Annotated in this window: 21 protein-coding genes; 8 read left to right on the forward strand and 13 right to left on the reverse strand. The window is 67.6% G+C overall.

The window, feature by feature from the left end; genetic code table 11:
* Positions 1–242 precede the first annotated feature (242 nt).
* Entirely contained in the window at positions 243–1,052 is an 810-nt protein-coding gene (locus A5708_RS11380) for a DUF1906 domain-containing protein (protein WP_065028726.1), read from the forward strand.
* A gap of 64 nt (positions 1,053–1,116) precedes the next feature.
* Here the strand turns inward: A5708_RS11380 and katG are convergent, their stop codons facing one another.
* The 3 genes from katG to A5708_RS11395 form a co-directional block, all read right to left on the reverse strand.
* Positions 1,117–3,357 (reverse strand): catalase/peroxidase HPI, encoded by a 2,241-nt coding sequence (gene katG / locus A5708_RS11385; protein WP_065028727.1) that lies wholly within the window; start codon positions 3,355–3,357, stop codon positions 1,117–1,119.
* A gap of 49 nt (positions 3,358–3,406) precedes the next feature.
* The gene (locus A5708_RS11390) at positions 3,407–3,847 is read right to left on the reverse strand and encodes a Fur family transcriptional regulator (RefSeq protein WP_065028728.1); all 441 of its coding nucleotides are present in this window, start codon (positions 3,845–3,847) and stop codon (positions 3,407–3,409) included.
* Positions 3,848–3,937: 90 nt separating this feature from the next.
* Positions 3,938–5,224 carry a L,D-transpeptidase gene (locus A5708_RS11395; protein WP_065028729.1) on the reverse strand — a complete coding sequence of 429 codons (1,287 nt, stop codon included), beginning with the start codon at positions 5,222–5,224 and terminating at the stop codon, positions 3,938–3,940.
* 168 nt (positions 5,225–5,392) lie between these two features.
* Between A5708_RS11395 and A5708_RS11400 the strand changes: the two genes are divergently transcribed.
* Positions 5,393–6,208: a hypothetical protein gene (locus tag A5708_RS11400; protein ID WP_065028730.1), complete on the forward strand. Its 816-nt coding sequence runs from the start codon at positions 5,393–5,395 to the stop codon at positions 6,206–6,208.
* A gap of 62 nt (positions 6,209–6,270) precedes the next feature.
* Positions 6,271–7,761: an FAD-dependent oxidoreductase gene (locus tag A5708_RS11405; RefSeq protein WP_065028731.1), complete on the forward strand. Its 1,491-nt coding sequence runs from the start codon at positions 6,271–6,273 to the stop codon at positions 7,759–7,761.
* Positions 7,762–7,770: 9 nt separating this feature from the next.
* Here the strand turns inward: A5708_RS11405 and A5708_RS11410 are convergent, their stop codons facing one another.
* The gene (locus tag A5708_RS11410) at positions 7,771–8,814 is read right to left on the reverse strand and encodes a class I SAM-dependent methyltransferase (RefSeq protein ID WP_065028732.1); all 1,044 of its coding nucleotides are present in this window, start codon (positions 8,812–8,814) and stop codon (positions 7,771–7,773) included.
* Between the two features lie 60 nt (positions 8,815–8,874).
* Complete coding sequence (locus tag A5708_RS11415) at positions 8,875–10,041, reverse strand: glycosyltransferase (protein ID WP_065028733.1); 1,167 nt, start codon at positions 10,039–10,041, stop codon at positions 8,875–8,877.
* Between the two features lie 465 nt (positions 10,042–10,506).
* On the opposite strand from A5708_RS11415, the gene A5708_RS11420 reads away from it, so the two are divergent.
* From A5708_RS11420 to A5708_RS11430, 3 genes are all read left to right on the forward strand, one after another.
* The gene (locus A5708_RS11420) at positions 10,507–11,895 is read left to right on the forward strand and encodes a PPE family protein, SVP subgroup (protein WP_065028734.1); all 1,389 of its coding nucleotides are present in this window, start codon (positions 10,507–10,509) and stop codon (positions 11,893–11,895) included.
* Between the two features lie 135 nt (positions 11,896–12,030).
* Positions 12,031–12,798 carry a C39 family peptidase gene (locus A5708_RS11425; RefSeq protein WP_065028735.1) on the forward strand — a complete coding sequence of 256 codons (768 nt, stop codon included), beginning with the start codon at positions 12,031–12,033 and terminating at the stop codon, positions 12,796–12,798.
* Between the two features lie 62 nt (positions 12,799–12,860).
* A complete protein-coding gene (locus A5708_RS11430; protein ID WP_065028736.1) occupies positions 12,861–13,703 on the forward strand; it encodes an MOSC domain-containing protein in 843 nt (280 codons plus the stop codon).
* Positions 13,704–13,882: 179 nt separating this feature from the next.
* Here the strand turns inward: A5708_RS11430 and A5708_RS26205 are convergent, their stop codons facing one another.
* The 4 genes from A5708_RS26205 to A5708_RS11445 all read right to left on the reverse strand — a co-directional run bounded on the left by A5708_RS26205 (position 13,883) and on the right by A5708_RS11445 (position 16,369).
* Positions 13,883–14,131: a DUF6480 family protein gene (locus tag A5708_RS26205; RefSeq protein ID WP_081292909.1), complete on the reverse strand. Its 249-nt coding sequence runs from the start codon at positions 14,129–14,131 to the stop codon at positions 13,883–13,885.
* Between the two features lie 291 nt (positions 14,132–14,422).
* On the reverse strand, positions 14,423–14,677 hold the full coding sequence (locus A5708_RS11435) for a hypothetical protein (protein WP_065028737.1): 255 nt from the start codon (positions 14,675–14,677) through the stop codon (positions 14,423–14,425).
* A gap of 65 nt (positions 14,678–14,742) precedes the next feature.
* Positions 14,743–15,759 (reverse strand): zinc-dependent alcohol dehydrogenase family protein, encoded by a 1,017-nt coding sequence (locus A5708_RS11440; RefSeq protein ID WP_065028749.1) that lies wholly within the window; start codon positions 15,757–15,759, stop codon positions 14,743–14,745.
* Between the two features lie 61 nt (positions 15,760–15,820).
* Entirely contained in the window at positions 15,821–16,369 is a 549-nt protein-coding gene (locus tag A5708_RS11445) for a thioredoxin family protein (RefSeq protein WP_065028738.1), read from the reverse strand.
* A gap of 202 nt (positions 16,370–16,571) precedes the next feature.
* On the opposite strand from A5708_RS11445, the gene A5708_RS11450 reads away from it, so the two are divergent.
* Complete coding sequence (locus tag A5708_RS11450) at positions 16,572–17,129, forward strand: general stress protein CsbD (RefSeq protein WP_065028750.1); 558 nt, start codon at positions 16,572–16,574, stop codon at positions 17,127–17,129.
* Between the two features lie 26 nt (positions 17,130–17,155).
* Positions 17,156–17,830 carry an IF2 family translation initiation factor gene (locus tag A5708_RS11455; protein ID WP_065028739.1) on the forward strand — a complete coding sequence of 225 codons (675 nt, stop codon included), beginning with the start codon at positions 17,156–17,158 and terminating at the stop codon, positions 17,828–17,830.
* Positions 17,831–17,836: 6 nt separating this feature from the next.
* On the opposite strand, the gene A5708_RS11460 is transcribed toward A5708_RS11455, so the two are convergent.
* The 4 genes from A5708_RS11460 to A5708_RS11475 form a co-directional block, all read right to left on the reverse strand.
* The gene (locus tag A5708_RS11460) at positions 17,837–18,499 is read right to left on the reverse strand and encodes a cutinase family protein (RefSeq protein ID WP_065028740.1); all 663 of its coding nucleotides are present in this window, start codon (positions 18,497–18,499) and stop codon (positions 17,837–17,839) included.
* Between the two features lie 106 nt (positions 18,500–18,605).
* Positions 18,606–18,965, reverse strand: a complete 360-nt coding sequence (locus tag A5708_RS11465) for a DUF3253 domain-containing protein (RefSeq protein ID WP_419538320.1) — start codon at positions 18,963–18,965, stop codon at positions 18,606–18,608.
* A gap of 28 nt (positions 18,966–18,993) precedes the next feature.
* The gene (locus tag A5708_RS11470; RefSeq protein ID WP_065028741.1) at positions 18,994–19,767 is read right to left on the reverse strand and encodes an enoyl-CoA hydratase/isomerase family protein; all 774 of its coding nucleotides are present in this window, start codon (positions 19,765–19,767) and stop codon (positions 18,994–18,996) included.
* A gap of 56 nt (positions 19,768–19,823) precedes the next feature.
* Positions 19,824–20,846, reverse strand: a complete 1,023-nt coding sequence (locus tag A5708_RS11475) for a YihY/virulence factor BrkB family protein (RefSeq protein WP_065028742.1) — start codon at positions 20,844–20,846, stop codon at positions 19,824–19,826.
* Positions 20,847–20,854 lie beyond the last annotated feature (8 nt).

Below are 20,854 nucleotides of genomic sequence, written 5' to 3' on the forward strand. Positions count from 1 at the left end.
CAGCAAACTGGACATGTGTCCAGACTATAGTTCGATCACCTAATCGAGCGCAACGAGCCGGAGATCCGCCGTCCCGCGCGCAGGCGGCCCCCAGGATGTCCGACACGCAAAGATCATGCCACTGGTCGGTATCCGTCATCTTTCCGACCGGTCCGTTCGGGCCACGCGGCCCCCCAAGTTGGCCCACGCTGACCGGCGAAGATCGGCCGAAAGAAGGCGCGGCATTTTGTTACCATCGCGCGGTGCGGGATTCGGCCGGACCGGGCGCGCGCGGCGATCAGCGGTCGCCGTCGCGGCGTGACCTCTTCAAATACGCCGGCGCCTATGCCATGGCGCCGGCGCTGCTGAGCCTGGGCTCGGGCGCCGAGGCCCCGAAGGCGTCGGCGGCCGGCATGAGGCTGATCGATTTCGCCGAGCGCCGGATCGCTCCCGACGAGATCAAGTCGGCCGGCTACGACGGCGTGGTGAATTACGTGTCGCAGTCGCGGCCGGGCGCCAACTTCGAGGCCAAGCCGCTGACCCGGGACTACGCCGACGCGCTGCGCGCGGCGGGGCTGCACATCGTCAGCAACTTCCAGTACGGCAAGCCCGGCTGGCCCGACCCGTCGGATTTCACCCGGGGCTTTGACGGCGGCGTGGCCGACGCCCACACGGCCATGCAGTTGCACTCCGCGGCGGGAGGCCCGAACTCGGCCCCCATCTTCTTCAGCGTCGACGACGCCATCGACGCCACCGCTTGGAATAGCGCTGCTGTCCAATGGTTTCGAGGGATCAACTCGGTGTTGGGCGTGGGCCGTACCGGCATCTACGGAGACGCCCAGGTGTGTGGATGGGCGATCAGGGACGGCGTCATCGGTCCGTCCACCAGCGCGGGACACCAATGGGTGTGGCAGACGCGGTCCTGGTCGCACGGCGATCGCGAACCCGCCGCGGTCCTCTACCAAACGGTCGTCAACAGTCCGGGGAATCCGGGACCACTGCTGGGCGGCATCAATGTCGATGTCGACGATGTCCTCGCCGCCGACTTCGGGCAGTGGGATCTCGATCGCTGAACCAGACCCGAAAGAACGCCCCGCGGGCCGATGACCCGCGGGGCGTCGTTCGGTATCCGGGGAATTACGTGAGGTCGAATCGGTCGTTGTTCATGACCTTGACCCACGCCGCGACGAAGTCCTCCACAAACTTGCCCTGGGCGTCGTCCTGCGCGTAGACCTCGGCCAATGCGCGCAGCACCGAGTTCGAGCCGAAGACAAGGTCATTCGGAGTCGCGGTCCACTTGAGCGCGCCGGAGGCCCGGTCGTGCCCTTCGTAGACGTTCTCCGCGGTCTCCGATGCCTTCCACTCGGTGCCCATGTCGAGCAAATTGACGAAGAAGTCGTTCGTCAACGCGCCCGGCCGGTCGGTGAACACGCCGTGTTTGCTGCCGCCGTGGTTGGCGCCCAGCGCACGCAGTCCGCCGACGAGCACCGTGAGTTCCGGACCCGTCACACCGAGTAGGTACGCGCGGTCCAGCAGAAGCTGCTCGAGCGGGGCCTTCTCGCCCGGCCGCGCGTAGTTGCGGAACCCGTCGGCCCGCGGTTCGAGCACGGCGGCGGACTCCACGTCGGTGGTCTCCTGCGAGGCGTCGGTGCGCCCGGGGGCGAAGTGGACCGAGATCTCGTAACCGGCGTCCTTGGCCGCCTTCTCGACCGCCGCGGAACCGGCCAGCACGATCAGGTCCGCAATCGAGATCTTCTTGCCGCCGGAGGCCGAGGCGTTGAAGTCCTGCTGGATCTGCTCCAGCACGGGCAGCACCTTGTCCAACTCGGAGGGCTCGTTGACCTCCCAATTCCGTTGCGGCTGGAGGCGAAGCCGGCCGCCGTTGGGACCACCGCGCTTGTCGGTGTTGCGGTAGCTGATCGCGGCCGACCAGGCGGTCTTGACCAGCTGGGGGACGGAGAGACCCGATGCGAGCACCTTGCTCTTCAGGTCCGCGACGTCCTTCTCGTCGACGAGCTTGTGGTCGACGGCCGGAACCGGGTCCTGCCACAGCTGCGCCTCGGGGATCCAGGGTCCCAGGAAGCGGGAGACCGGACCCATGTCGCGGTGCAGCAGCTTGTACCACGCCTTGGCGAAGGCGTCGGCCAGCTCCTCGGGGTGATCGAGCCAACGCCGGGTGATGTCGCGGTAGATCGGGCTTTCCCGCAACGAGATGTCGGTGACCAGCATCGTCGGCGCGCGCCCCGGTCCACCGAACGGATCGGGGATGGTTCCCGCGCCGGCGCCGTCCTTGGCGGTGAACTGCCACGCCCCGGCGGGGCTCTTGGTCAGCTCCCACTCGTAGCCGTACAGCGTCTCCAGGAAGGAGTTGTCCCACTTGGTCGGAGTCGGCGTCCAGACGACCTCCAGGCCGCTGGTGATGGCGTCCTTGCCCACGCCGCTGCCGTAGGCGCTCTTCCAGCCGAGCCCCTGCTGTTCGATCGGGGCGGCCTCGGGCTCGGGTCCGACCAGGTCGGCGTCACCGGCACCGTGGGTCTTGCCGAAGCTGTGGCCGCCGACGATCAGCGCGGCGGTCTCTTCGTCGTTCATCGCCATCCGGCCGAAGGTCTCGCGGATGTCGATCGCGGCCGCGACCGGGTCCGGCTTGCCTTCGGGCCCTTCGGGATTCACGTAGATCAGGCCCATGGTGGTGGCGCCGTAGGGCTGCGCGAGATCGCGTTTGCCCGAGTAGCGCTTGTCGGTGCCCAACCATTCCTCTTCTTCACCGAACAGGATTTCCTCTGGCTCCCAGACGTCTTCGCGGCCGAAGGCGAAGCCGAACGTCTTGAATCCCATCGATTCCAGGGCCGTGTTCCCGGCGAAGAGCAGCAGGTCCGCCCAGGAGATCTTGTTGCCGTACTTTTTCTTCAGCGGCCACAGCAGCCTGCGCGCCTTGTCCAGGCTGGCGTTGTCGGGCCAGCTGTTGAGCGGGGCGAAGCGCTGCATACCCTGGCCGCCACCACCGCGACCGTCATAGATGCGGTAGGTGCCGGCCGCGTGCCAGCTCATCCGGATGAACAGGCCTCCGTAGTGGCCGTAGTCGGCGGGCCACCAGTCCTGCGAGGTCGTCAGCAGCGTGACCATGTCGGCCTTCAGCGCGTCGACGTCGAGCTTGGCGAACTCCTCGGCGTAGTCGAAGTCGTCGCCGAGCGGGTTGGACTGGGGCGCATGCGGGTGCAGCCTGGACACGTCGACCTGGTTGGGCCACCAGTCCTGGTTCGTCAGTGGAGCATTCGACTTCGGCTGCGGTGAAGGGATTGCTGGGTTTTCGCTTTCGCTTGTGCTGGCCGTCCCGGCGTCGGGTTGGGGTGGACGGCTAGCGGATGTATCAGATGACACAGCATTCCTTTCGGGGGTGGGTGAATCGGGCTGCGATCACGGCTGTGATCTAGGAGCCTGTTGTCGAGCAATCGGCACACAGGCCCCAGTAGATGACTTCGGCCTCGTCGAGAACGAAGCCATCAAGAACGTTGTCGTTGTCCGAGGGGGTGAGGCAGGGAGCGTCGCCGACGGCGCAGTCGATGTCGGCGATGATCCCGCAGGATCGGCAGACGACGTGGTGGTGGTTGTCGCCGACGCGCGATTCATAGCGCGCGACCATGCCCAGGGGCTGGATCCGGCGCACCAGACCGACGGTGGTCAGCGCATTGAGCACGTCGTAGACGGCTTGGCGCGAGACTTCGGGCAGGCCGACGCGGACCGCCGAGAAGATCGTCTCGGTGTCGGCGTGCGGATTGGCGTCCACGACTTCGAGCACGGCAACTCTGGGCCGGGTCACCCGCAGATCGGCCATCCGCAACCTGTTCGCGTAATCGGCCGTCGATGACACGCCACCAATATGACGCACTTATTTGGAACGAGTCAAGACTTTATTGTGAAGTGCGGCACAACTGCCGGTGACGAATGAGCCAGATCACGGTCAGGTCGGCTTCAGCGCGCTGCCTTTGCGCCACTCGTCCCAGCTGAGCGTCCAGTCGCCGTTCTGCGCCAGCGTCAGCGGGGGCCCGCCGCTGTTGCGAACCTCGACCACGTCGCCGGGCACCGAAAAGTCGAAGAACCATTTCGCGTTGTCGGCATTGAGGTTCAGGCAGCCGTGCGACGTGTCGCGGTGCCCCTGGGCCCAGACCGTCGCGTCGAGCTCATGCAGATAGATGCCGTCCGAGCTGATCTTGGTGGCCCAATTGATGGTCTCGCGGTAGCCGAGCCTCGAGTTCTTGGGCAGGCCGAAGGTCGAGGAGTCCATGATGACGGGATTGCCCTTGTCCAGGACGGTGTAGACGCCGGACGGGGTCCACAGCGAGATGGTCCTGCCGCCGACGTCTTCGGTGCCGCCCATTCCCATGCTCGTGGGCATCGTGCGCTGCAGGTTTCCGTTGCTGAACACGCTGACCTGGTGGGTGGCGTCGTCGGCGATCGATACGTGCGCATCGCCGACACGGAAGGACACCTTGGTGTCGTCTTGCCCGAACAGGCCGTCTCCCAGGGCAATTCCGTAGATCTTCGCCTCGGCGGTGACGTTCGTGCCCGGTGCGTAGTAGCGCTCGGGCCGCCAGTGCGCGTTCTGGCCGTCGACCCAATACCAGGAACCCTCGACTTTCGGGTCGGTGGTCACGGACAGTTGCCGCTCGGCCGTGGCACGATCGGCGATCTTCTCGTCGAAGTGCGCCACGATCACCGTTCCGACGCCGTAGGTGCCGCCGTCGCGCAACGTAGCTTCCGACGTGGTGGTGAAGGACACCTTGGTCTGGTTCGACGGCTTCAGCGTGGAGAACGACGAAACCTGCTTGGCCGCAACGCCACTGACGCCGCTGCTGCTGACCGTCAGCGTGTAGGTGCGCCCGTAGCCCAGCGGGACCGTGGGCTTCCACACGGTGTTGTCCGGGGTCATGACACCCTCGACGGGTTTGCCGCTCTCGTTGACCATGTCGACGCCGGTCAACGTCCCGTTGTCGGCTTTGACCGTGACCGGGGCGACGGGGTCGACATCATGCGCGTTGGGACCCGGGGTGATCGTTATTCGGGCCGGCTCAGCGGTTTTCGTGGGTGCACTGGATTGACTGCAGCCGGGGCCTGAGCAGTGCGAAGTCGACGCGACGTATATCGCGCCCACCACGGCGACGATCACGCACACCGCGAGCAGCAGCTGGCGAGGGCGGCTCATCCGGAGGATCCGGCCGACGAACTGATCGCTGAACTTGGACGTCATGAAGCTGCCGAATCCCTGCTCTCTGTTGCTCGCAGGCTGCGAAGTTCCGCCCGGCGAAGTCGAATGTTGTAGTTGAGATATCCCGCGACGTGCGTGTTCTAAACCGACGGGCGGTTCGGCTTCGTCACTCCAAGCCGCACCGGCCGTCCCGCGAGAGATCATGGCTTCATGGCCGATGAGGAACTCGACAGCCTCTACGAGGTGCCGCCAAAGGAGTTCACCGCGGAGCGCACCAGATTGGCCGCTGCGGCCAAGCAGCGCGGCGATACCACCGCCGCGAAACGGATTGCCGCCGCCAACAAACCGACGACGGCGGCGTGGATCGTCAACCGGCTGGCGCTCCGGCACGCCGACACCCGGCAGCGGCTGGCAGACCTGGGCGAGCGACTGCGCGCCGCGCACGCGGCGATGGACGGCGGGAGCATCCGGGAACTGTCAGCCGAACAACACGAGCTTCTCGACGAACTCACCCGCACGGCGCTGCGGGCGGCCGACGTGGCGCAACCGTCGGCGGCCGTGCGCGAAGACCTGACCAGCACCCTGCAAGCCGCGATCGCCGACCCGCAGATCAGCGCGCGGCTGGGCAGGTTGACCCGGCCCGAGCAGTGGTCGGGTTTCGGCGCCTTCGGCGACGGCGACACGGTGCCGGAATCGGTGGATATGCCCAACAAACCGGCAAAGGCACAGACCGCCCCGGCGCCGAAGCGGTCCGCGGACGACAAGGCACAGGAGCGACGGCGCGAGAAATTGAGCTCGGCCGTTGCCAGCGCCGAACGCGCGAAGGCCGAGGCCGACGACATCCTGACCGAGCGACAGGCCCAGCGGGATGCCGCCCGGCAGCAACATGACGATGCGGCCCGGGCACTGCGGGCGGCCGAGCGGGAACTCAGTGCCGCCGAAAAGCACTACGACAAGGCAAGGGAAGCGGCCCGAACCGCCGCGGACGCCGTCAAGGAGGCGAAAACCCGGCTGAAGCGGGCGTGAGCTGGTGGCGGCGTTTCCCCGGGCCGGGCCGGGGTATCAGGTCAGCCGTGACTTCTTTGTGGATGACCGAACGCACCGAACAGCCTTGGGCCCCAAGCCGGCTTGATCAGGGCCCCGCGTCGGCCGATGTCATCGTCGTGGGCGCCGGCATCACCGGCCTGATGACGGCGGTGCTGCTGGCACGCGCGGGCAAGGATGTGCTGGTGCTGGAGGCGCGCACGGTCGGCGCGTGCGCGACCGGAAACACCACCGCGAAAATCAGCCTGCTGCAGGGCAGTCAGCTCTCCAAGGTGCTGCCACGGCACGGCCGCGATGTCGCGCGCGCCTACGTCGACGGCAACCGCGAGGGCCAGGAGTGGGTGCTGGGCCACTGCGAGGCGCAGGGCGTGGCGGTGCAGCGCGAGGATGCCTACACCTACGCCCAGTCCGTGCGGGGCGTCCCGTCGGCGCGCGCCGAGCTCGCGGCGTGTCAGGCGGTGGGCCTGCCGGTGGTGTGGGACGACGACGCCGAGGTGCCGTTCGCATATCACGGCGGTGTGCGGCTGGCCGATCAGGCGCAGTTCGACCCGATGTCCTTCCTCGACTCGCTGGCCGTCGAGCTGCTGAGTCGCGGTGGACGGCTGGTCGAGCACGCTCGGGTACGGCGGGTGTCCTGGCGCGGCAAGGGGGTGCGCGTTCAGGTCAACGACGCCGCGCAGCGGGACGTCGAACTTCATGCGGCCCAACTGGTGCTCGCCACCGGGATCCCCATCCTGGATCGCGGCGGATATTTCGCGCGGGTGAAGCCGATGCGGTCGTATTGCTTGGCCTTCAAGGTTCCGGGCAACGTCACCCGGCCGATGATGATCTCCACCGACTCGCCGACACGGTCGGTGCGCTACGCGCCGGTCGCGGACGGGGAGCGGCTGATCGTGGGCGGGGCCGGCCACACCGTGGGCCGCGAGAAGAGTCCGTCCGAGGCGCTGGACGAGCTGTCGACGTGGACGCGCAAGCACTATCCGGGTGCCGTGCAGACCCACTTCTGGTCGGCGCAGGACTACACGCCCATCGACCACCTGCCGTACGTGGGCCCCATCCTGCCGAACACCGACAGCATCTTTGTCGCAACGGGTTTCAACAAGTGGGGGATGACCAACGGCCCCGCCGCGGCGTTGGCGCTGTCCAGCCGCATCCTGGGCGGGCGGATGGACTGGGCCCGCGCGTTCGCCAGCTGGAGTCCGCACGAGCTGTCCGGCGTGGCGACGGCCCTGCAGTCCAACCTCGAAGTCGGCTTCAATCTGACGAAGGGCTGGATCACCCCGGCGGTGCGAACTCACCGCCGCAGCCCGGTCGACGGCGAAGGCGGTGTGGTGAGTGGCCCGCCGTGGCACCTGGAGGCCCGCTGCCGCGTTGACGGGACCGAGCACCGCGTCTCTCCGGTGTGCCCGCACCTGGGTGGGATCGTGAACTGGAACGACGCCGACAACGCGTGGGAGTGTCCGCTGCACGGCTCGCGGTTCGCACCCGACGGCACCTTGCTCGAGGGCCCGGCGACCCGCGATCTGACCGCGTAGTCGCCGCGGTCAGCCCGCCTTCTGAAACACCAGCCAGCGCAACTCGATTGGTGAGTCGTCGCGCGGGACGTCGAACACATCGAGGCCGCCGGCCCATCCCTCGAACCAGCCGGTGGGCGGCCAGGCGTCCGACGGTAACCGGGCCTTCTCGTATTCGTAGGCGGAGTCGTCGGCGATCGGCTCGAGGGGCAGTCCGGCCGCCGCGGCAGTCACCTCGTCGCGGGTGAAGATCATGCTGTTGCACTGCTGACTGAGTTGCACCGCGACGTCGTCGGGAACGTAGCCGTCGCGGGCCAGGAAGGTGTTGAAAACCAAGCGCCCGCCTTGGGCCAGGCAATCGGTGGCGAGTTCGAACATGCCGCGCAACTCGTGCGGCGTGCGGAAGTCGGACACCACCTCCGAAACCACCATCAGCTGATACCGATCGCGCACGCCCTCCATCGCCGTGAATACGTCGCTTTGAATGACGTTCACGCCCAACGATTCACCGGCGGCTTCGGCGACAATCACCTCCGCGAACTTCGCGGTCATCTCGACCGCGTCGACCGGGTGTCCGCGCCGGGCCAGGGCCAACGCGTTGCGTCCGGTTCCGGCGCCGACGTCCAGCACCCGATAGACCGAAGGGTCGGCCGCCTCCGCCGCCAGTGCGAGCACGCGCGCGTCGGGCTCGGTGCCGAACAGCGGCGGCGGTCGGACCGCCATCCACTGGTCGTAATCGGCCTCGACCGTGCGCCAATCGGCTTGGACCCGGAAATTCACGCCGGTCCCGAATGGAGCCTGATACGAGATGAGGACCTCGGAACGGGGGGAGGCCTTGAAGGCCTTCGCCAACTCGGCCACCAGCGCGGTCCGTAACTGTGCGGACTGTTCGGGAGGGCACCAGACGCCCAGGGTGGCGCAGACGTTGTTGCACAGCTGGACGTACTCGTCGATCAGCCCCGGCACCGCCGGAACCCGGATGTGGCCCTCGGCCGACAACTTGCGATACAGCCGCCGGATCATCGCCTCGCGCAGCATCGACAAGTCGAACGACCTATTCGGCGGATCCTGCACCAGAACCTTCTACACGACCAACGGGGTTTGCACCACCGCTGGGCGGGACCGGCGGTGCGGCTACGCCCGGCGAGCGGCGGATTCGAGAAGGTCGGCGGCCGCGGCGACGCTTTGGTCGGGGGTGGTCATCTGGGTGGCGACCTCCCTGGCTCGGCTGAGGTAGTGCGCCGACCGCACCGAGCGCAGGTCGGCCACCAGCGAGTCCAAGGTGGAAGCCGAGAACGCCCGCCCCACGCCGACTTCCAACCTGCCGACCGCATCCGCCCAGATCGGCTGATCAAGCCAGAGCCAGAGAATCAACATGGGCACGCCCGCCCGCATGCCCGCGGCAGTGGTGCCGGCGCCGCCGTGGTGCACGATCGCACGGCACGCCGGAAAGACGGCGGCGTGATTCACCGCCTCCACGATCTTCACGTGGTCGGCGGGCGGGATGCGGGTGAAATCGTTTGGGCCACTGCAAATCAACGCCCGCTCGCCTATCTGCGCGCAGGCGGCGCCGATCACCGCGACGGTCTCGGCGGGGGAGGTGACCGGCGTGCTGCCGAATCCGAAATAGATCGGCGGCGTCCCGTCGGCGATCCAGGACAACACCTCGTCGTCCGCATCGGCCGGCAGCCCGAGGGTCAGCGACCCGACGAAGGGCCGCCGGTACCCGCCCCCAGCCCATTGCTTCGCCAGTTCGGGCGCCCACAGCTCGTCGTAGATCTGGATCTCGAGCGCCGGCTGCGTCGACGTGTTGTCGGGCAGGCCCAGCGCCCGACGTTGGGCCGCTTCGGCCGCGCCGGTGACTTCGGATTGCAGCCGGCCCAGTTCCAAGGTCTCGGCGGGAAAGAAGTGCAGCGCGGCCAGCGGTATGCCGAAGCGCTCCCCGACATTGGCGGCCAGGCGCTGCTCGTTCATCCCGGCCACCAGCAGGTCGGCACCGGCCGCCACCGACGTCAGCGTCTCGCTCTTGCCGGTCCACACCGTGGTGACGCGCTCGATGAGTTGCGGCAACGCGCTTATCGGATTCCCCACGTTGCGGACGAAATTGGTCGCCATGTTGATCTGCTCGCGACTGTCGGGCCCGTACGCGACCGCGGCAAGCCCCGCCGACTCGGCCATGTCGAGCTTGTCGGGGGGCACCGCGATCACGACGTCGTGGCCTCGGCGGCGCAACTCCCGTGCAACGGCGGCGCAGGGCTCGACGTCGCCACGGCTGCCATAGGCGGCCAGCACAATTCTCATCAACAAACCTCACTCGCGGGGACGCCACAAATCCAAGCAGAAGCGGCGCGGCCGGACCCGCTGGACGCGCCCGCACCGCCCTGAGCAGGCCTCTAGCCGATTCTTAGCCCACGAACGGCGGCCGCCGGACGCTGGGCGGGGCCGGTCCTGTCCCGTTGAGAACCGGCTGAGAGTGATTTGCGCAATACGCGCCTAACCCTTGTGAGTTTCGGCCGTCATGTGCAGGTAACCTATCGTTAACTCTCGGCAATAATTTCGCTGTATTCGTTGACGTGGGAGCACCTGCACACGTGTGAGGCCGGTCCGCTAGCACTGGGGACGGTCTCATTCGGTCGTCTTCGTTCGCGGCACTGGCAGCACGGGAGGGAGTGCGATTTGTTTGCTGCTGGGTTGGCTATCCCCATACGACGCGCATCGTGGCCGTCGATGCCCTCGCGGCGTTGAGAGCGATCGGAGGAAAACGACATGGACTTCGCAGTACTGCCGCCGGAGGTTAACTCCGCGCGCATGTACGCAGGTCCGGGGTCGGGCCCGATGCTGGCCGCCGCGATGGCCTGGGATGAATTGGCGGCCGCGCTGCAATCGACGGCGAACTCCTATCAGGCCGAGATCACGGCCCTGACCTCCGGCCCATGGGTCGGCCCGTCGTCGGCGTCCATGGTCGCGGCCATCACCCCCTATCTGGAGTGGATGAGGACCGCCGGCGCCCAGGCCGAGGAAACCGCCAACCAGGCCAGGACAGCGGCCTTCGCGTACGAGACGGCGTTCGCCGAGACGGTGCCGCCCCCGGTGGTCACGGCCAACCGCACCCAGCTTGCGGCACTCGTCGCGACCAACATCCTGGGCCAGAACACGCCGGCGATCGCCGCGACCGAGGCGGAGTACGGCGAAATGTGGGCGCGAGACACCGCGGCCATGTTCGGCTACGCGGGTACGGCGGCCTCGGCGACGCGGTTGACACCGTTCGCCCAACCCGACCCGACCAGCAATTCCGGCGCCGGCCAGTCCGAAGCGGTGGCCCAAGCCACCGGCACCGCCGCCGGAAACACGCAAAACACCGTGCAGCAATCGTTCTCGGCGGTGCCCAACCTGCTCAGCAACGCTGCGGTGACCCCGAATGCCGCCGCCGACCCCTCGTCGGCGCTGAACGGGTTGGACTTGACGAGCGATCTCATCGCGATTTTCCTCGACGCGCCGGCCAGCGTCACCGGCCTCGGCATCGACGCACCCGGCACGCTGATCACCATGCCGTTCGACATCGTCGGTGCGTTGACCGGTTTCCACACCGACGACATCGTCAGCGGCTGGGCCGGGGTGCAATCCTGGCCCGGCACGGGAGCGGTCCCGCCCTCGCCATTTCCGGTCATCACGAACCCAGCGGGTGGATTCGGGACGTTGGCATCGGCGGGGCTGGGTCAGGCCAACACGGTCGGCGGCCTGTCGGTACCGCCGGGCTGGGCCGCGGCCGCCCCGGCGATTCGCCCGGCCGCCTTGGTGCTGCCGGCCACCGGCGCCGGTGCCGGCGCCCAAGCCGCCGCCGCGGCCGCGGCCGCGCCCACCGGCACCGGGAGCTTGTTCGGCGAGATGGCTACGGCCAGCATGGCCGGGCGCGCGATGGCCGGTACCGGTGGGGCACTGGGTCGCGAGCGCGCGCGGGGCGGCGAGATCGAGAAGGCGACCCGCGAGGCGCCAAAGGAGCCGAAGACCGAGCCGACGGCACCACCGCAGGTTGCCGCGGGCGGCCCGATCACGAGCATCGCCGCCGAGCTGCGCGAACTGGCTTCGCTGCGCGACGCGGGAATCTTGACCCAGCAGGAATTCGAGGAGCAGAAAAAGCGCCTGCTGCCAAGCTGATCCAGGCCCCGGGCGCTGTACGTTCGTCGGTCGATCCGGATGAGCACAAAGGTTCACGCTTTATTCGGCACTAGCGGTGCGGTGCGGGTGTTACCGTTTGCTGGCCATCCGACCGTCGACGGGACCTCCTCGCTCATGCCCACATTTCGGATCGCCCCCGCGGCCGTGATCGGCGCATGCATCGGTTTGGTGACCACGGCGCTCGTCTCGGGGTGCGGCGTCGCCCCGCCGGCGACAACGGCCGCCACCACCTCGTTGACCACAGTCGTTGCGGCACAGACTAATTCATTGTCCGCATCAGCAGCCGGCCCCGCCGCAACGACCGCCCCCGGCATGTACGGCAACCCGGGCGCCGCGGCGAAGTACTGGGTGGCGCAGTCGCTCGAGGACAACTGCGGACTCGTGTCGATCGCCGACGTGGTGGGCGAGGTCACCGGCAACGCGCCCACCGAACGGCAGATGCTGGATCTGGCGGAGTCGACGCCGTCGGGGGCCAATCCCGGACCGATTTACGCGCCACGCAACGATCCGAGCCACTCCGGCCCGAACGCCGGCATCTCGATGTCCGACCTGGTGATCCTGCTCGACCACTTCGGGATCAAATCCGAGATGACCTCCACCTCCGACCGGGACCAGAACGGACTGCCGCTCCTCGAGCAATACCTGGCAAAGGACCGCAGGGTCATCGCCTTCGTCAACTCCTCGGTCATCTTGAACGCCGAAGACCAGCGCACCAAGGCCGACCATTTCCTGGTCGTGACGGGCATCGACACCGGCAATGAAATCGTGCACCTCAACGACCCCGGTATCGACCACGCCGACGAACAAGTCAGCTTCGGCACGTTCATGACGGCCTGGCAGACCAGTGATCAGTCGATCGTGGTGACCGCGGCTCCCGGCTGATCCCTGGTGACGCCAGGACATTTCGGGCACAGTGAGCAGTGGAACTTCAGTGAAGGCGCGTGATGGACAACTCGGCCGCCCAGGCCTCGAATGCAGCGGGGATGCGGGTACAGGCGCTGCTTCGCTATCCGGTGAAGTCGATGCTCGGCGAAGCCCTCGATCGCCTGCTGGTCGACGAGCGCGGTGCCGAGGGCGACCGGCGGCTGGCGCTCCTCGACGGCGAGACCGGGCACGTGGCCAGCGCCAAGAATCCACGGCTGTGGCGTGATCTGTTGAGGTGCACCGCACATGCCGATGCCCTGGGTGTGCGCATCAGCCTGCCCGACGGGACCGACGTGGCCGCCGATGATCCGGGGGTCGACGAGCTGATCTCGCGGCTGACCGGCCGGAGGGTCCGGTTGGTCACCCAACGCCCCGATGGCGCGACACTGGTGCGCCCCGATCCGGAGCAATTGCTGGAACTCGGTCTCGACGCCGAGGTCGACGGCCGCATCCTGCGGATCGCCGCGACCACCCCGGGCGATTCGTTCACCGACGAAGCCCCGTTGCATGCGATCACGACGGCCACCCTCGAGCACATCGGCGTGGAGGCGCTGCGCTACCGCCCGAATCTGGTGATCGCGACGCCGCCCGACTATCGACCGTATGCCGAAAACGACTGGGTGGGAAGCGAAATCGCCATCGGGGAGGCGCGGCTGCGCGTCCTGACGGCCACGTCGCGCTGCGTGGTTCCCACGCTCGAGCACGGGCCCCTGCCACGAGCTCCGCAGGCGCTTCGCGTACCCGCGGCCGAAAATCGTTTGAACACAGGCGGTCACGGCGCACAGCCATGCGCGGGCGCCTACCTGGCGGTGGTGACCCAGGGGGTTATTCGCGTCGGCGACGGAGTCACCGTCGGACCATAGTGGCTGGGCAGCAACGCGTCAGCCACCCAGGTTGCGCAGCGCCGTGTCGAGTTCCTCGGCGTCGATGGTCATGAGGCACCGCCCCGCCCCGGTTCGCTGTTGCAGCGCGTCGATCAGGCGGGAGGCCTGGCCGCCACCGGGCCGACGTAATCCACAAGCGCCGTCAATGGTTCGGCATGCTAACCGGTCGCCCCGACCATCTTCATCACTATCAGCACCCCCACCGCGATGAACGCGACGGCGAAGATGCAGACGCCGACCACGGTGAGCACGGAGCCGGGGGTGAATCGCCGGGTGTTCTGCGGTTGTGGCTCGGACACCCCGGAGGTTTGGGGCGCGGCCGGGGGAGTGGTGCCCGGTGCAGCGCCCCCGCCAGGCTCCAGCCCCGGTATTTGCGTCGGGTCGGGATCGGGAGGTTGCGCGGTCATGGGTGACACCGGACCCGTCGTTGTGGGCGGCGCCACAAACGTTCGGCCCGGTCACCGCCCAGATGCAAGTGTTCTTTTGGCTCTTGAACAGGTCTCATCGCGTGCTCCGTCCGTCGCGGCTATGGCGGTACCCGCCCAGACGCCACCCAAACGGCCCGTGCCGGAGGAGCTTGCCGACGACGACCGGCGTAGCGCCCAACCCTCTTCGATGCGTCGGGGACGACGTGCGCGTCAGTCTCGAAAAGACTGTCCGCCAGCACGTTCCGGATGGGCCCGTGCTGACGGCGGGATTCAGTTCTCCAAGTTGGGGGTGGGGCTCTGTGCGGATTCCCATTTCGCCTCAAGGGACCGTTTCACCCGCGTGCCTGCCGCCAGATCGAGCTGAAAGGTCTCACCGCTGTCGGTCTCGAATGTGATGAGATACCCCGCGTCGCTGGAGTCCTTGAAGACGACTTTGTAGGGCTGTTCACCTGAGCCGCGGTCCACGGCGATGATGTCGCCAGGTGTGACGTCGTCGATCAGGTCGTTGCCGGAGACTTTGGACATACGGTCGACGTTAGCCGAAAAGACGCGGTGGACGTCGAGCCGGGCAGCGCAGTGACCGACCTCACCTACGGTTGCAGGAAGGCCTTGATGGCGCGTCGCTCATCCATCGCCCGGTAGGCTTCGGCGACCTGCTCGAGGGGCAGGCGCAGGTCAAACACCTTGCCGGGGTTGATCTTTCCGTCGAGGACCGACTCGATCAGGGAGGGCAGGAAGTGCCGGACCGGGGCGGGTCCGCCGCGCAGCCCGACCTGGGTGCTGAAGAGCTGCTCGCCGGTGATGGCGACGTCGTGGGGGACACCGACGAAACCGACAAAGGCGCCCGGGCGAGCGGACTGGATGGCTTGTTGCATCGCCTGGCCGGTGCCCACGCATTCCAGCACCGCGTCGGCGCCGACGCCTTCGGTCATCTCCTTGACGACCGCGACTCCGTCGTCGCCGCGTTCGGTGACGATGTCGGTGGCGCCGAATTCACGGGCCAGCTTCTGCCGGGGCTCGTGGCGGCTCATCGCGATGATCCGCTCGGCGCCCTTCTCGCGGGCCGCCAGCACCGCGCACAACCCCACCGCGCCGTCACCCACGACGGCCACCGTCATGCCGGCAACGACGCTGGCCGCTTCGGCGGCGAACCACCCGGTGCCCATCACGTCCGACAGGGTTAGTAAGTCCGGGATCAATTCCTCGTCGGGTCGGTCGGGCAGTGCGACGAGACTGCCATCGGCCCAGGGGATGCGCACCGACTCCGCTTGGCAGCCGCCCATCAGCACGCGGTTTACGCACGAACTCTGAACTCCGTTGCGGCAATTCGGACAGGTGCCGTCGGAGGCGTAGAAGGATCCGATGACGAATTGGCCGGGCTTGACCGAGGTGACGTCGCTGCCGACGGCTTCGACGACACCGCAGTACTCGTGACCGAACGGCTTGGGCTCGGGAACGGGGTTGACGCCGCGGTAATCCCAAAGATCCGAGCCGCACACGCAGGTCGCGGTGGTGCGGATGATCGCGTCGGTCGGGGCGACGATCTCGGGTTCCGGCAGGTCTTCGAATCGGACATCGCCGGCACCGTAGATGACAGCTCCTCGCATCACGCCTCCCTCTCGCGGTAGTGGGAGCCCAGCTACCCGAAGTCGATGTTTTAACCGCGCCTCAACGCCATTTGATGCCGCACCCGATGGACGGGCGCTGTTCGGGATTCACCGGTTGTCCGGCCAACACCGCGTCGACCGCGGCTCGGACGTCGGCGGCCGTGACCGGCCGGCCGTTCTTGGGCCGGGAGTCGTCGAGCTGGCCGCGGTAGACCAGCCGGCGTTCGCCGTCGAACACGAAGGTGTCGGGCGTACAGGCGGCCGAGTAGGCGCGGGCGACGTCCTGGGTCTCGTCATAAAGGTACGGGAACGTCCAGCCATGGCTGCGGGCCTCCGCCACCATCTGATCGGGGCCGTCCTGCGGGTAGGTGACCACGTCGTTGCTCGAAATGCCCACCATCGCAACGCCTTGCTCGGCGAGGTCACGACCGAGCGCTGCGAGCCCGTCGGCGACGTGCTTGACGTACGGGCAGTGATTGCAGATGAAGGTGACGACCAGGGCGGGGCCGGTCAGATCGTCGCGACTGAGCGTGCGGCCGGTGGCCGGCTCGGGCAGCGTGAAGGCCGGGGCGACGGTACCGAGGGCAAGCATGGTGGACTCGATGGCCATGCCGGCCAGGGTATCGCCAGATGGCCCGTTCGCGCACTACGCGGAGTCGTGGGTGCGAAACATGTTGTGCTACACGTCAATTCAGAGCGGTATGCGTTCAGCACCCGCTGACACGACGCAGGTCCGTGTTTGACCGGCCCAGTTCGTGGAATCACACACCTGACACGAACGAACGTTTTTGGCCAACGCCTCAAGGAGAATGATGAGTGAGCAGAACAAGGCCGACGAAGCGCGAAGGGGCCTGATCGATTCGGTCAAGGGCAAAGCCAAAGAGGTCGTCGGCGCAGTCACGCGCAACGAATCGCTGACCGCCGAGGGGCAACTCGAGCAGACCCAGGCGCATGAACGTAAAGAAGCGAATGCGTCCGAGGCCGTCGCCGAAGCCGAGGCCAAACAGGCCCACGAGGACGCGGCCGAAGTCAGGGCCGAAGGCGCCCAACAGCGCCTGACGGCGAACGCGCAGGCCGTGGCCGCCGAGAATTCGATCGAGGCCCAGGAGGCCGCCCAGAAGCGTGCGGCCGACCGGGCGGCGCATCAGCAGGCGACCGCCGAGAAGACCCGGGCCGAGCTGGACGCGCAGCGCGACATCCACCTGGCGAAGGCCGAGGAGCGCGCGGGGATCCGCGAGGCGTCCGAGGAGATCGTCGATGCCGTCGCCGAGCACCAGAGCTCGGTGCAGGTGGCCCGCAACGAAGAGTCGGAGGCCGACCGGCTGCGGCGCCAGGCCCAAAACGTGACCGACGAAGCCGACCTGCCCTGACGGCGGGCCTCACCCAGGAGAAATTGATGAAAATTTCCGAAGTTCCGCTGGCAGTCCTGCGGTTTCACTACCAACTCGCCCGCTTCTCGTTGCAGCTGATCGAGGACCGGGTCGTCAACCGCATCCCCAGCGAGGCGCCGGCGCGACTGCTGTACGAGCGCTCGCTGGGCATGCTCGACAGCACCGTCGGAAGTGTGCTCGGCGACGCGACGCTCGCCGAGCGGGGAGCAGCCCTGGTCGAACGCAGCGACACGCTGGGCCGCGCGACTCAACTGGACGCGCAAGCCGCGGTCCACAAGGCACAGGCCGACGCCAAGCTCAGGAGCGCCCGCGACGAGGCGATCCAGGAGCGCGAGGAGACGCAGGAGGCCACCCAGCAGGAAGTCAAAGAGGCCCGAATCGGCGCCGAGCAGCGCAAACGCGAAGCGGCGGAGTCGGCGCAGCAGCAGAGCGATGCGGCCAAACGGCGCGCCGACGAGGCCGCCGCCCAGCGCAAGCAGACGGTCGAATCGGCCAAGCGCCAGGTGGAAGACAGGACTCGAGCCGCCGAGAAGGCCGCGGCCAAGGCTTCCGCGGCCAAAGTCGATGAGGCGGAGGACAAGCTCGGCGAGGCCGCCGAGCAGCGAGCCGAGGCGGATCGGGTGGCGCAGCTGGCGGCCGCCGAGAAGCGACAGCGCCAGGAGGAGCGGGCAAGCGACTGACGGGTGTCAGACGCTCGGGGCACCCTGGTTGATCTTGTTGGCCGCAAACGTCGCGGCCTGGGCGGTCATCCCGGCGTCGATGTAGGAAACGTGGGCCATGATGTTGCCACCGCCGGAGCAGATCGGATCATCGGGCGCGCAAATGCTGGTGACCTTGGAGCCGTACGCCGGGTTGATCGTCGGCAGCGGTTGGCCGCCCCACAGCATGCTGGAGAACTGACTGGTGGGCTCGCCGAAGAGCGCGACGGCGGCGACGTGGTCGGCCACCGAGGGCGGCATCGCGTTGGTGGCGAGGTCGATCACCGTCGAGCCCTGGGAGTAGCCGCCGAGCACGATCTTCGACTTCGGGCAGCTGGCTACGACGTCCTGGACGTGTGCGCTGGCGTCGTTGGACCCGGCGTTTGCGCTGTTGTGGTAGTCGTCGTTGGCGGGATAGTTGACCGCGTAGACGTCGACGGACTTACCGCCGAGCTGCGACGTGAGCGAGTCGACGAACGCCTGACCGATGTTGCCCAGACCGGGTTCCTGGTGGGTGCCCCGGGCGAAAACCACCGATACGTCCGAGCAGCCATCGGCGACGGCGGTGGGCGTTCCGATGGGTGCACTCATCAGCGCCCACGTCGTCACAACCGCGATACCAACCCAGCGAGCAAATCTGCGTGCACTCATGCCGGAATCCTGTCATATCGCCGGTCATAGCGATGCCGGCGGTTGACACCGGGACGGGGGGCCAACGCCCGAGCAGACGAATGACGTTGCAGCGCAACGTCAATGCTTACGACCCGGTGGTTCGGATGCGAATCGGGCCGCCCCAGTCGCGGTCGGGGTCGACGACCTCGCCGCGCTGCGTGATCTCCACGTCACCCGCCCTGGCGAGCCGCCGGGCCGCCGCGCGGGCGTCGTCCATCAGCTCGCGCCAATCGTCGCCGCCGATCGCGCGGGCGGCGTCCGACGGGCAGATGCTGCTCCGCGGGCCGCGATGCTCGGTCAGCGCCAGGATCGACGACTCGAGCCGCTGCCCCATCGGGCCGCCGCCGAGGGCGATCTCGGCGTGGTCGGCGCCGCGGCCCCCGCCGTCGAGCACACGACCCAGTTCGGCACGCAATCGCTCACCCGCCCCGCCAGTCAAGGCCACCTCGCCGCCACTGGGACGCCGCCGATCGTCACCGACCGCGCCATTGCGGTTTGCGCTTCTCGGCCCAGGCGCGCAACCCCTCGGCGACATCTTCGGTCGCACCGGCCACCTTGCGCATGGTCTCGCCGAAACGCACCGATTCGATCCAGCCCATGTCGGCGGTTCGCCACGCCACTTCTTTGGTCGCCCGCTGGGCCAGCGGCGCGGCCTCGGTGAGGGTGCGCGCCCAGGCCTGGGCTTCGGCCTGCAGCTGGTCGGGCTCGACCAGCTTCCAGACCAGACCGATTTCCTTGGCCCGCTCGGCGGTCATGGGTTTGCCGGTCAACAGCAGCTCCATCGCGTTGGCCCAGCCTACCCGGTGTGGGAGTCGAATGGCTCCGACGATGGTGGGCACGCCGATGGATACCTCGGGGAAGCAGAACGTCGCCTCGGTGCTGGCGATGACGAAGTCGCAGAACAGCACCCCGGTCACGCCGTAGCCGATGCACGGGCCATGCACGGCGGCGATCGTCGGCTTGAACAATTCCATGCCGGATTCGAACGAGTTGATGGTCGGCTTCTCCCAGAAGGTGCCGCCGAAGGTACCGACCGAGCCTTCGCCGTCCTTCAGGTCGCCGCCGGCGCAGAAAACGCTGCCGTTGGCCGTCAGGATCCCGACCCACGCGTCCAGGTCGTCGCGAAAGCGATCCCAGGCGGCGTTGAGGTCCCGGCGCAGCGCGCCGTTGATGGCGTTGCGCGCCTCGGGGCGGTTCAGGGTGATGGTGGCAACGTGGTCTTGCAGCTCATAGGTGACCAGACTCATGACTGCAGACTATTGCGCGGGCCTACAACCTCGCCATAACCCGGGAACAAGCCATCTCATGGCGTGCGAGGGCGGCGAAAATCGTGGAATATCGCAAGGCGGCCAACGGTTTTCGAGGGAAGGCGTTTGACGTCGTCGAAATGCACGTGGACCCGCTCGAAGGCTTTGACCCGTTCGGCTTTGACCTTGTTCGTGTAGGTCCGCCGATCCGCCAGCGTCAGATCCGCGTCGTCGCTGAACGCGCCCAGCAGCGCCCGTGGGTAGAGCCGCTCCACCAAGACGACGTTGACCTCGGCGCACATCACCAGTGCCACCGACGCGAGGAACAGAAACGCCAGCGCCCCTAACACCAGTGCGAACACACTGTTGGTGGCGCTGGCCCGTTTGACGGTGTGCGCCACATAGCCGGCCCCGAACCATTGCAGCATCTGCCAAATGAACGCTGCGGCAACCGCTCCCGGTAACACCTCCCGGTACGTCAGGGCCCGCGCCGTCGTCACCCGGAAGGCCACCAGGCAGATCAGCGCGTTGATGGCCACCGCGACGAGAGCCAGACCGATCTTGCTGAAGATGCCGAGGGACCCGGTGGCGTGGCCCGCCGCGGCCAACAACGTGGCGGCGACCGCGGCCGAGCCGAGCACCAACAACAGCATCAGGCTGCGCAGCCGGGACCGGATCGGGTTGGGGCGCTTGTGCTTCGGCACCGCCCACACCGTGTCCATCGCGTTCTGCAGCGCCTGCCCCACCCCCAGACCCCCGTAGAGCGCGCCGAGCAGGCCCACGATCACGCCCACCACTCCACCGCTGAGGCCCTCGGGGTGGTGTAGCTGCGCGCCGAGTACGGGGAACTGGCTCAACGTGCTGTGCAGCACCTGGGCTTGCAGATCGGGCCGGCCGGCCAGCACCACCCCCAGACCGGTGGTCAACAGCAGCAGCATCGGAAACAGCGATACCAGCCCGTAATAGGTGATCAGGGCGGCCAGGTAGCCGCCCTGATCGTCGTTGTACTTGTAGACGACACCGACGATGACGCCGACGACTCGATTACGACGCTGCAGCTCGTCCAGCCAACCGACCATCGCCGATC

The organism is Mycobacterium colombiense, from assembly GCF_001672755.1.
GTDB lineage: Bacteria > Actinomycetota > Actinomycetes > Mycobacteriales > Mycobacteriaceae > Mycobacterium > Mycobacterium colombiense_C.

What these genes read in the sequence shown, in the direction of transcription:
- A5708_RS11395 (WP_065028729.1), bottom strand. Translation starts at nt 5,224, where the DNA reads ATGACGTCCAAGTTCAGCGATCAGTTCGTCGGCCGGATCCTCCGGATG.
- A5708_RS11400 (WP_065028730.1), top strand. Translation starts at nt 5,393, where the DNA reads ATGGCCGATGAGGAACTCGACAGCCTCTACGAGGTGCCGCCAAAGGAG.
- A5708_RS11405 (WP_065028731.1), top strand. Translation starts at nt 6,271, where the DNA reads ATGACCGAACGCACCGAACAGCCTTGGGCCCCAAGCCGGCTTGATCAG.
- A5708_RS11415 (WP_065028733.1), bottom strand. Translation starts at nt 10,041, where the DNA reads ATGAGAATTGTGCTGGCCGCCTATGGCAGCCGTGGCGACGTCGAGCCC.
- A5708_RS11420 (WP_065028734.1), top strand. Translation starts at nt 10,507, where the DNA reads ATGGACTTCGCAGTACTGCCGCCGGAGGTTAACTCCGCGCGCATGTAC.
- A5708_RS11425 (WP_065028735.1), top strand. Translation starts at nt 12,031, where the DNA reads ATGCCCACATTTCGGATCGCCCCCGCGGCCGTGATCGGCGCATGCATC.
- A5708_RS11430 (WP_065028736.1), top strand. Translation starts at nt 12,861, where the DNA reads ATGGACAACTCGGCCGCCCAGGCCTCGAATGCAGCGGGGATGCGGGTA.
- A5708_RS26205 (WP_081292909.1), bottom strand. Translation starts at nt 14,131, where the DNA reads ATGACCGCGCAACCTCCCGATCCCGACCCGACGCAAATACCGGGGCTG.
- A5708_RS11435 (WP_065028737.1), bottom strand. Translation starts at nt 14,677, where the DNA reads ATGTCCAAAGTCTCCGGCAACGACCTGATCGACGACGTCACACCTGGC.
- A5708_RS11440 (WP_065028749.1), bottom strand. Translation starts at nt 15,759, where the DNA reads ATGCGAGGAGCTGTCATCTACGGTGCCGGCGATGTCCGATTCGAAGAC.
- A5708_RS11445 (WP_065028738.1), bottom strand. Translation starts at nt 16,369, where the DNA reads ATGGCCATCGAGTCCACCATGCTTGCCCTCGGTACCGTCGCCCCGGCC.
- A5708_RS11450 (WP_065028750.1), top strand. Translation starts at nt 16,572, where the DNA reads ATGAGTGAGCAGAACAAGGCCGACGAAGCGCGAAGGGGCCTGATCGAT.
- A5708_RS11455 (WP_065028739.1), top strand. Translation starts at nt 17,156, where the DNA reads ATGAAAATTTCCGAAGTTCCGCTGGCAGTCCTGCGGTTTCACTACCAA.
- A5708_RS11460 (WP_065028740.1), bottom strand. Translation starts at nt 18,499, where the DNA reads ATGAGTGCACGCAGATTTGCTCGCTGGGTTGGTATCGCGGTTGTGACG.
- A5708_RS11470 (WP_065028741.1), bottom strand. Translation starts at nt 19,767, where the DNA reads ATGAGTCTGGTCACCTATGAGCTGCAAGACCACGTTGCCACCATCACC.
- A5708_RS11475 (WP_065028742.1), bottom strand. Translation starts at nt 20,846, where the DNA reads ATGGTCGGTTGGCTGGACGAGCTGCAGCGTCGTAATCGAGTCGTCGGC.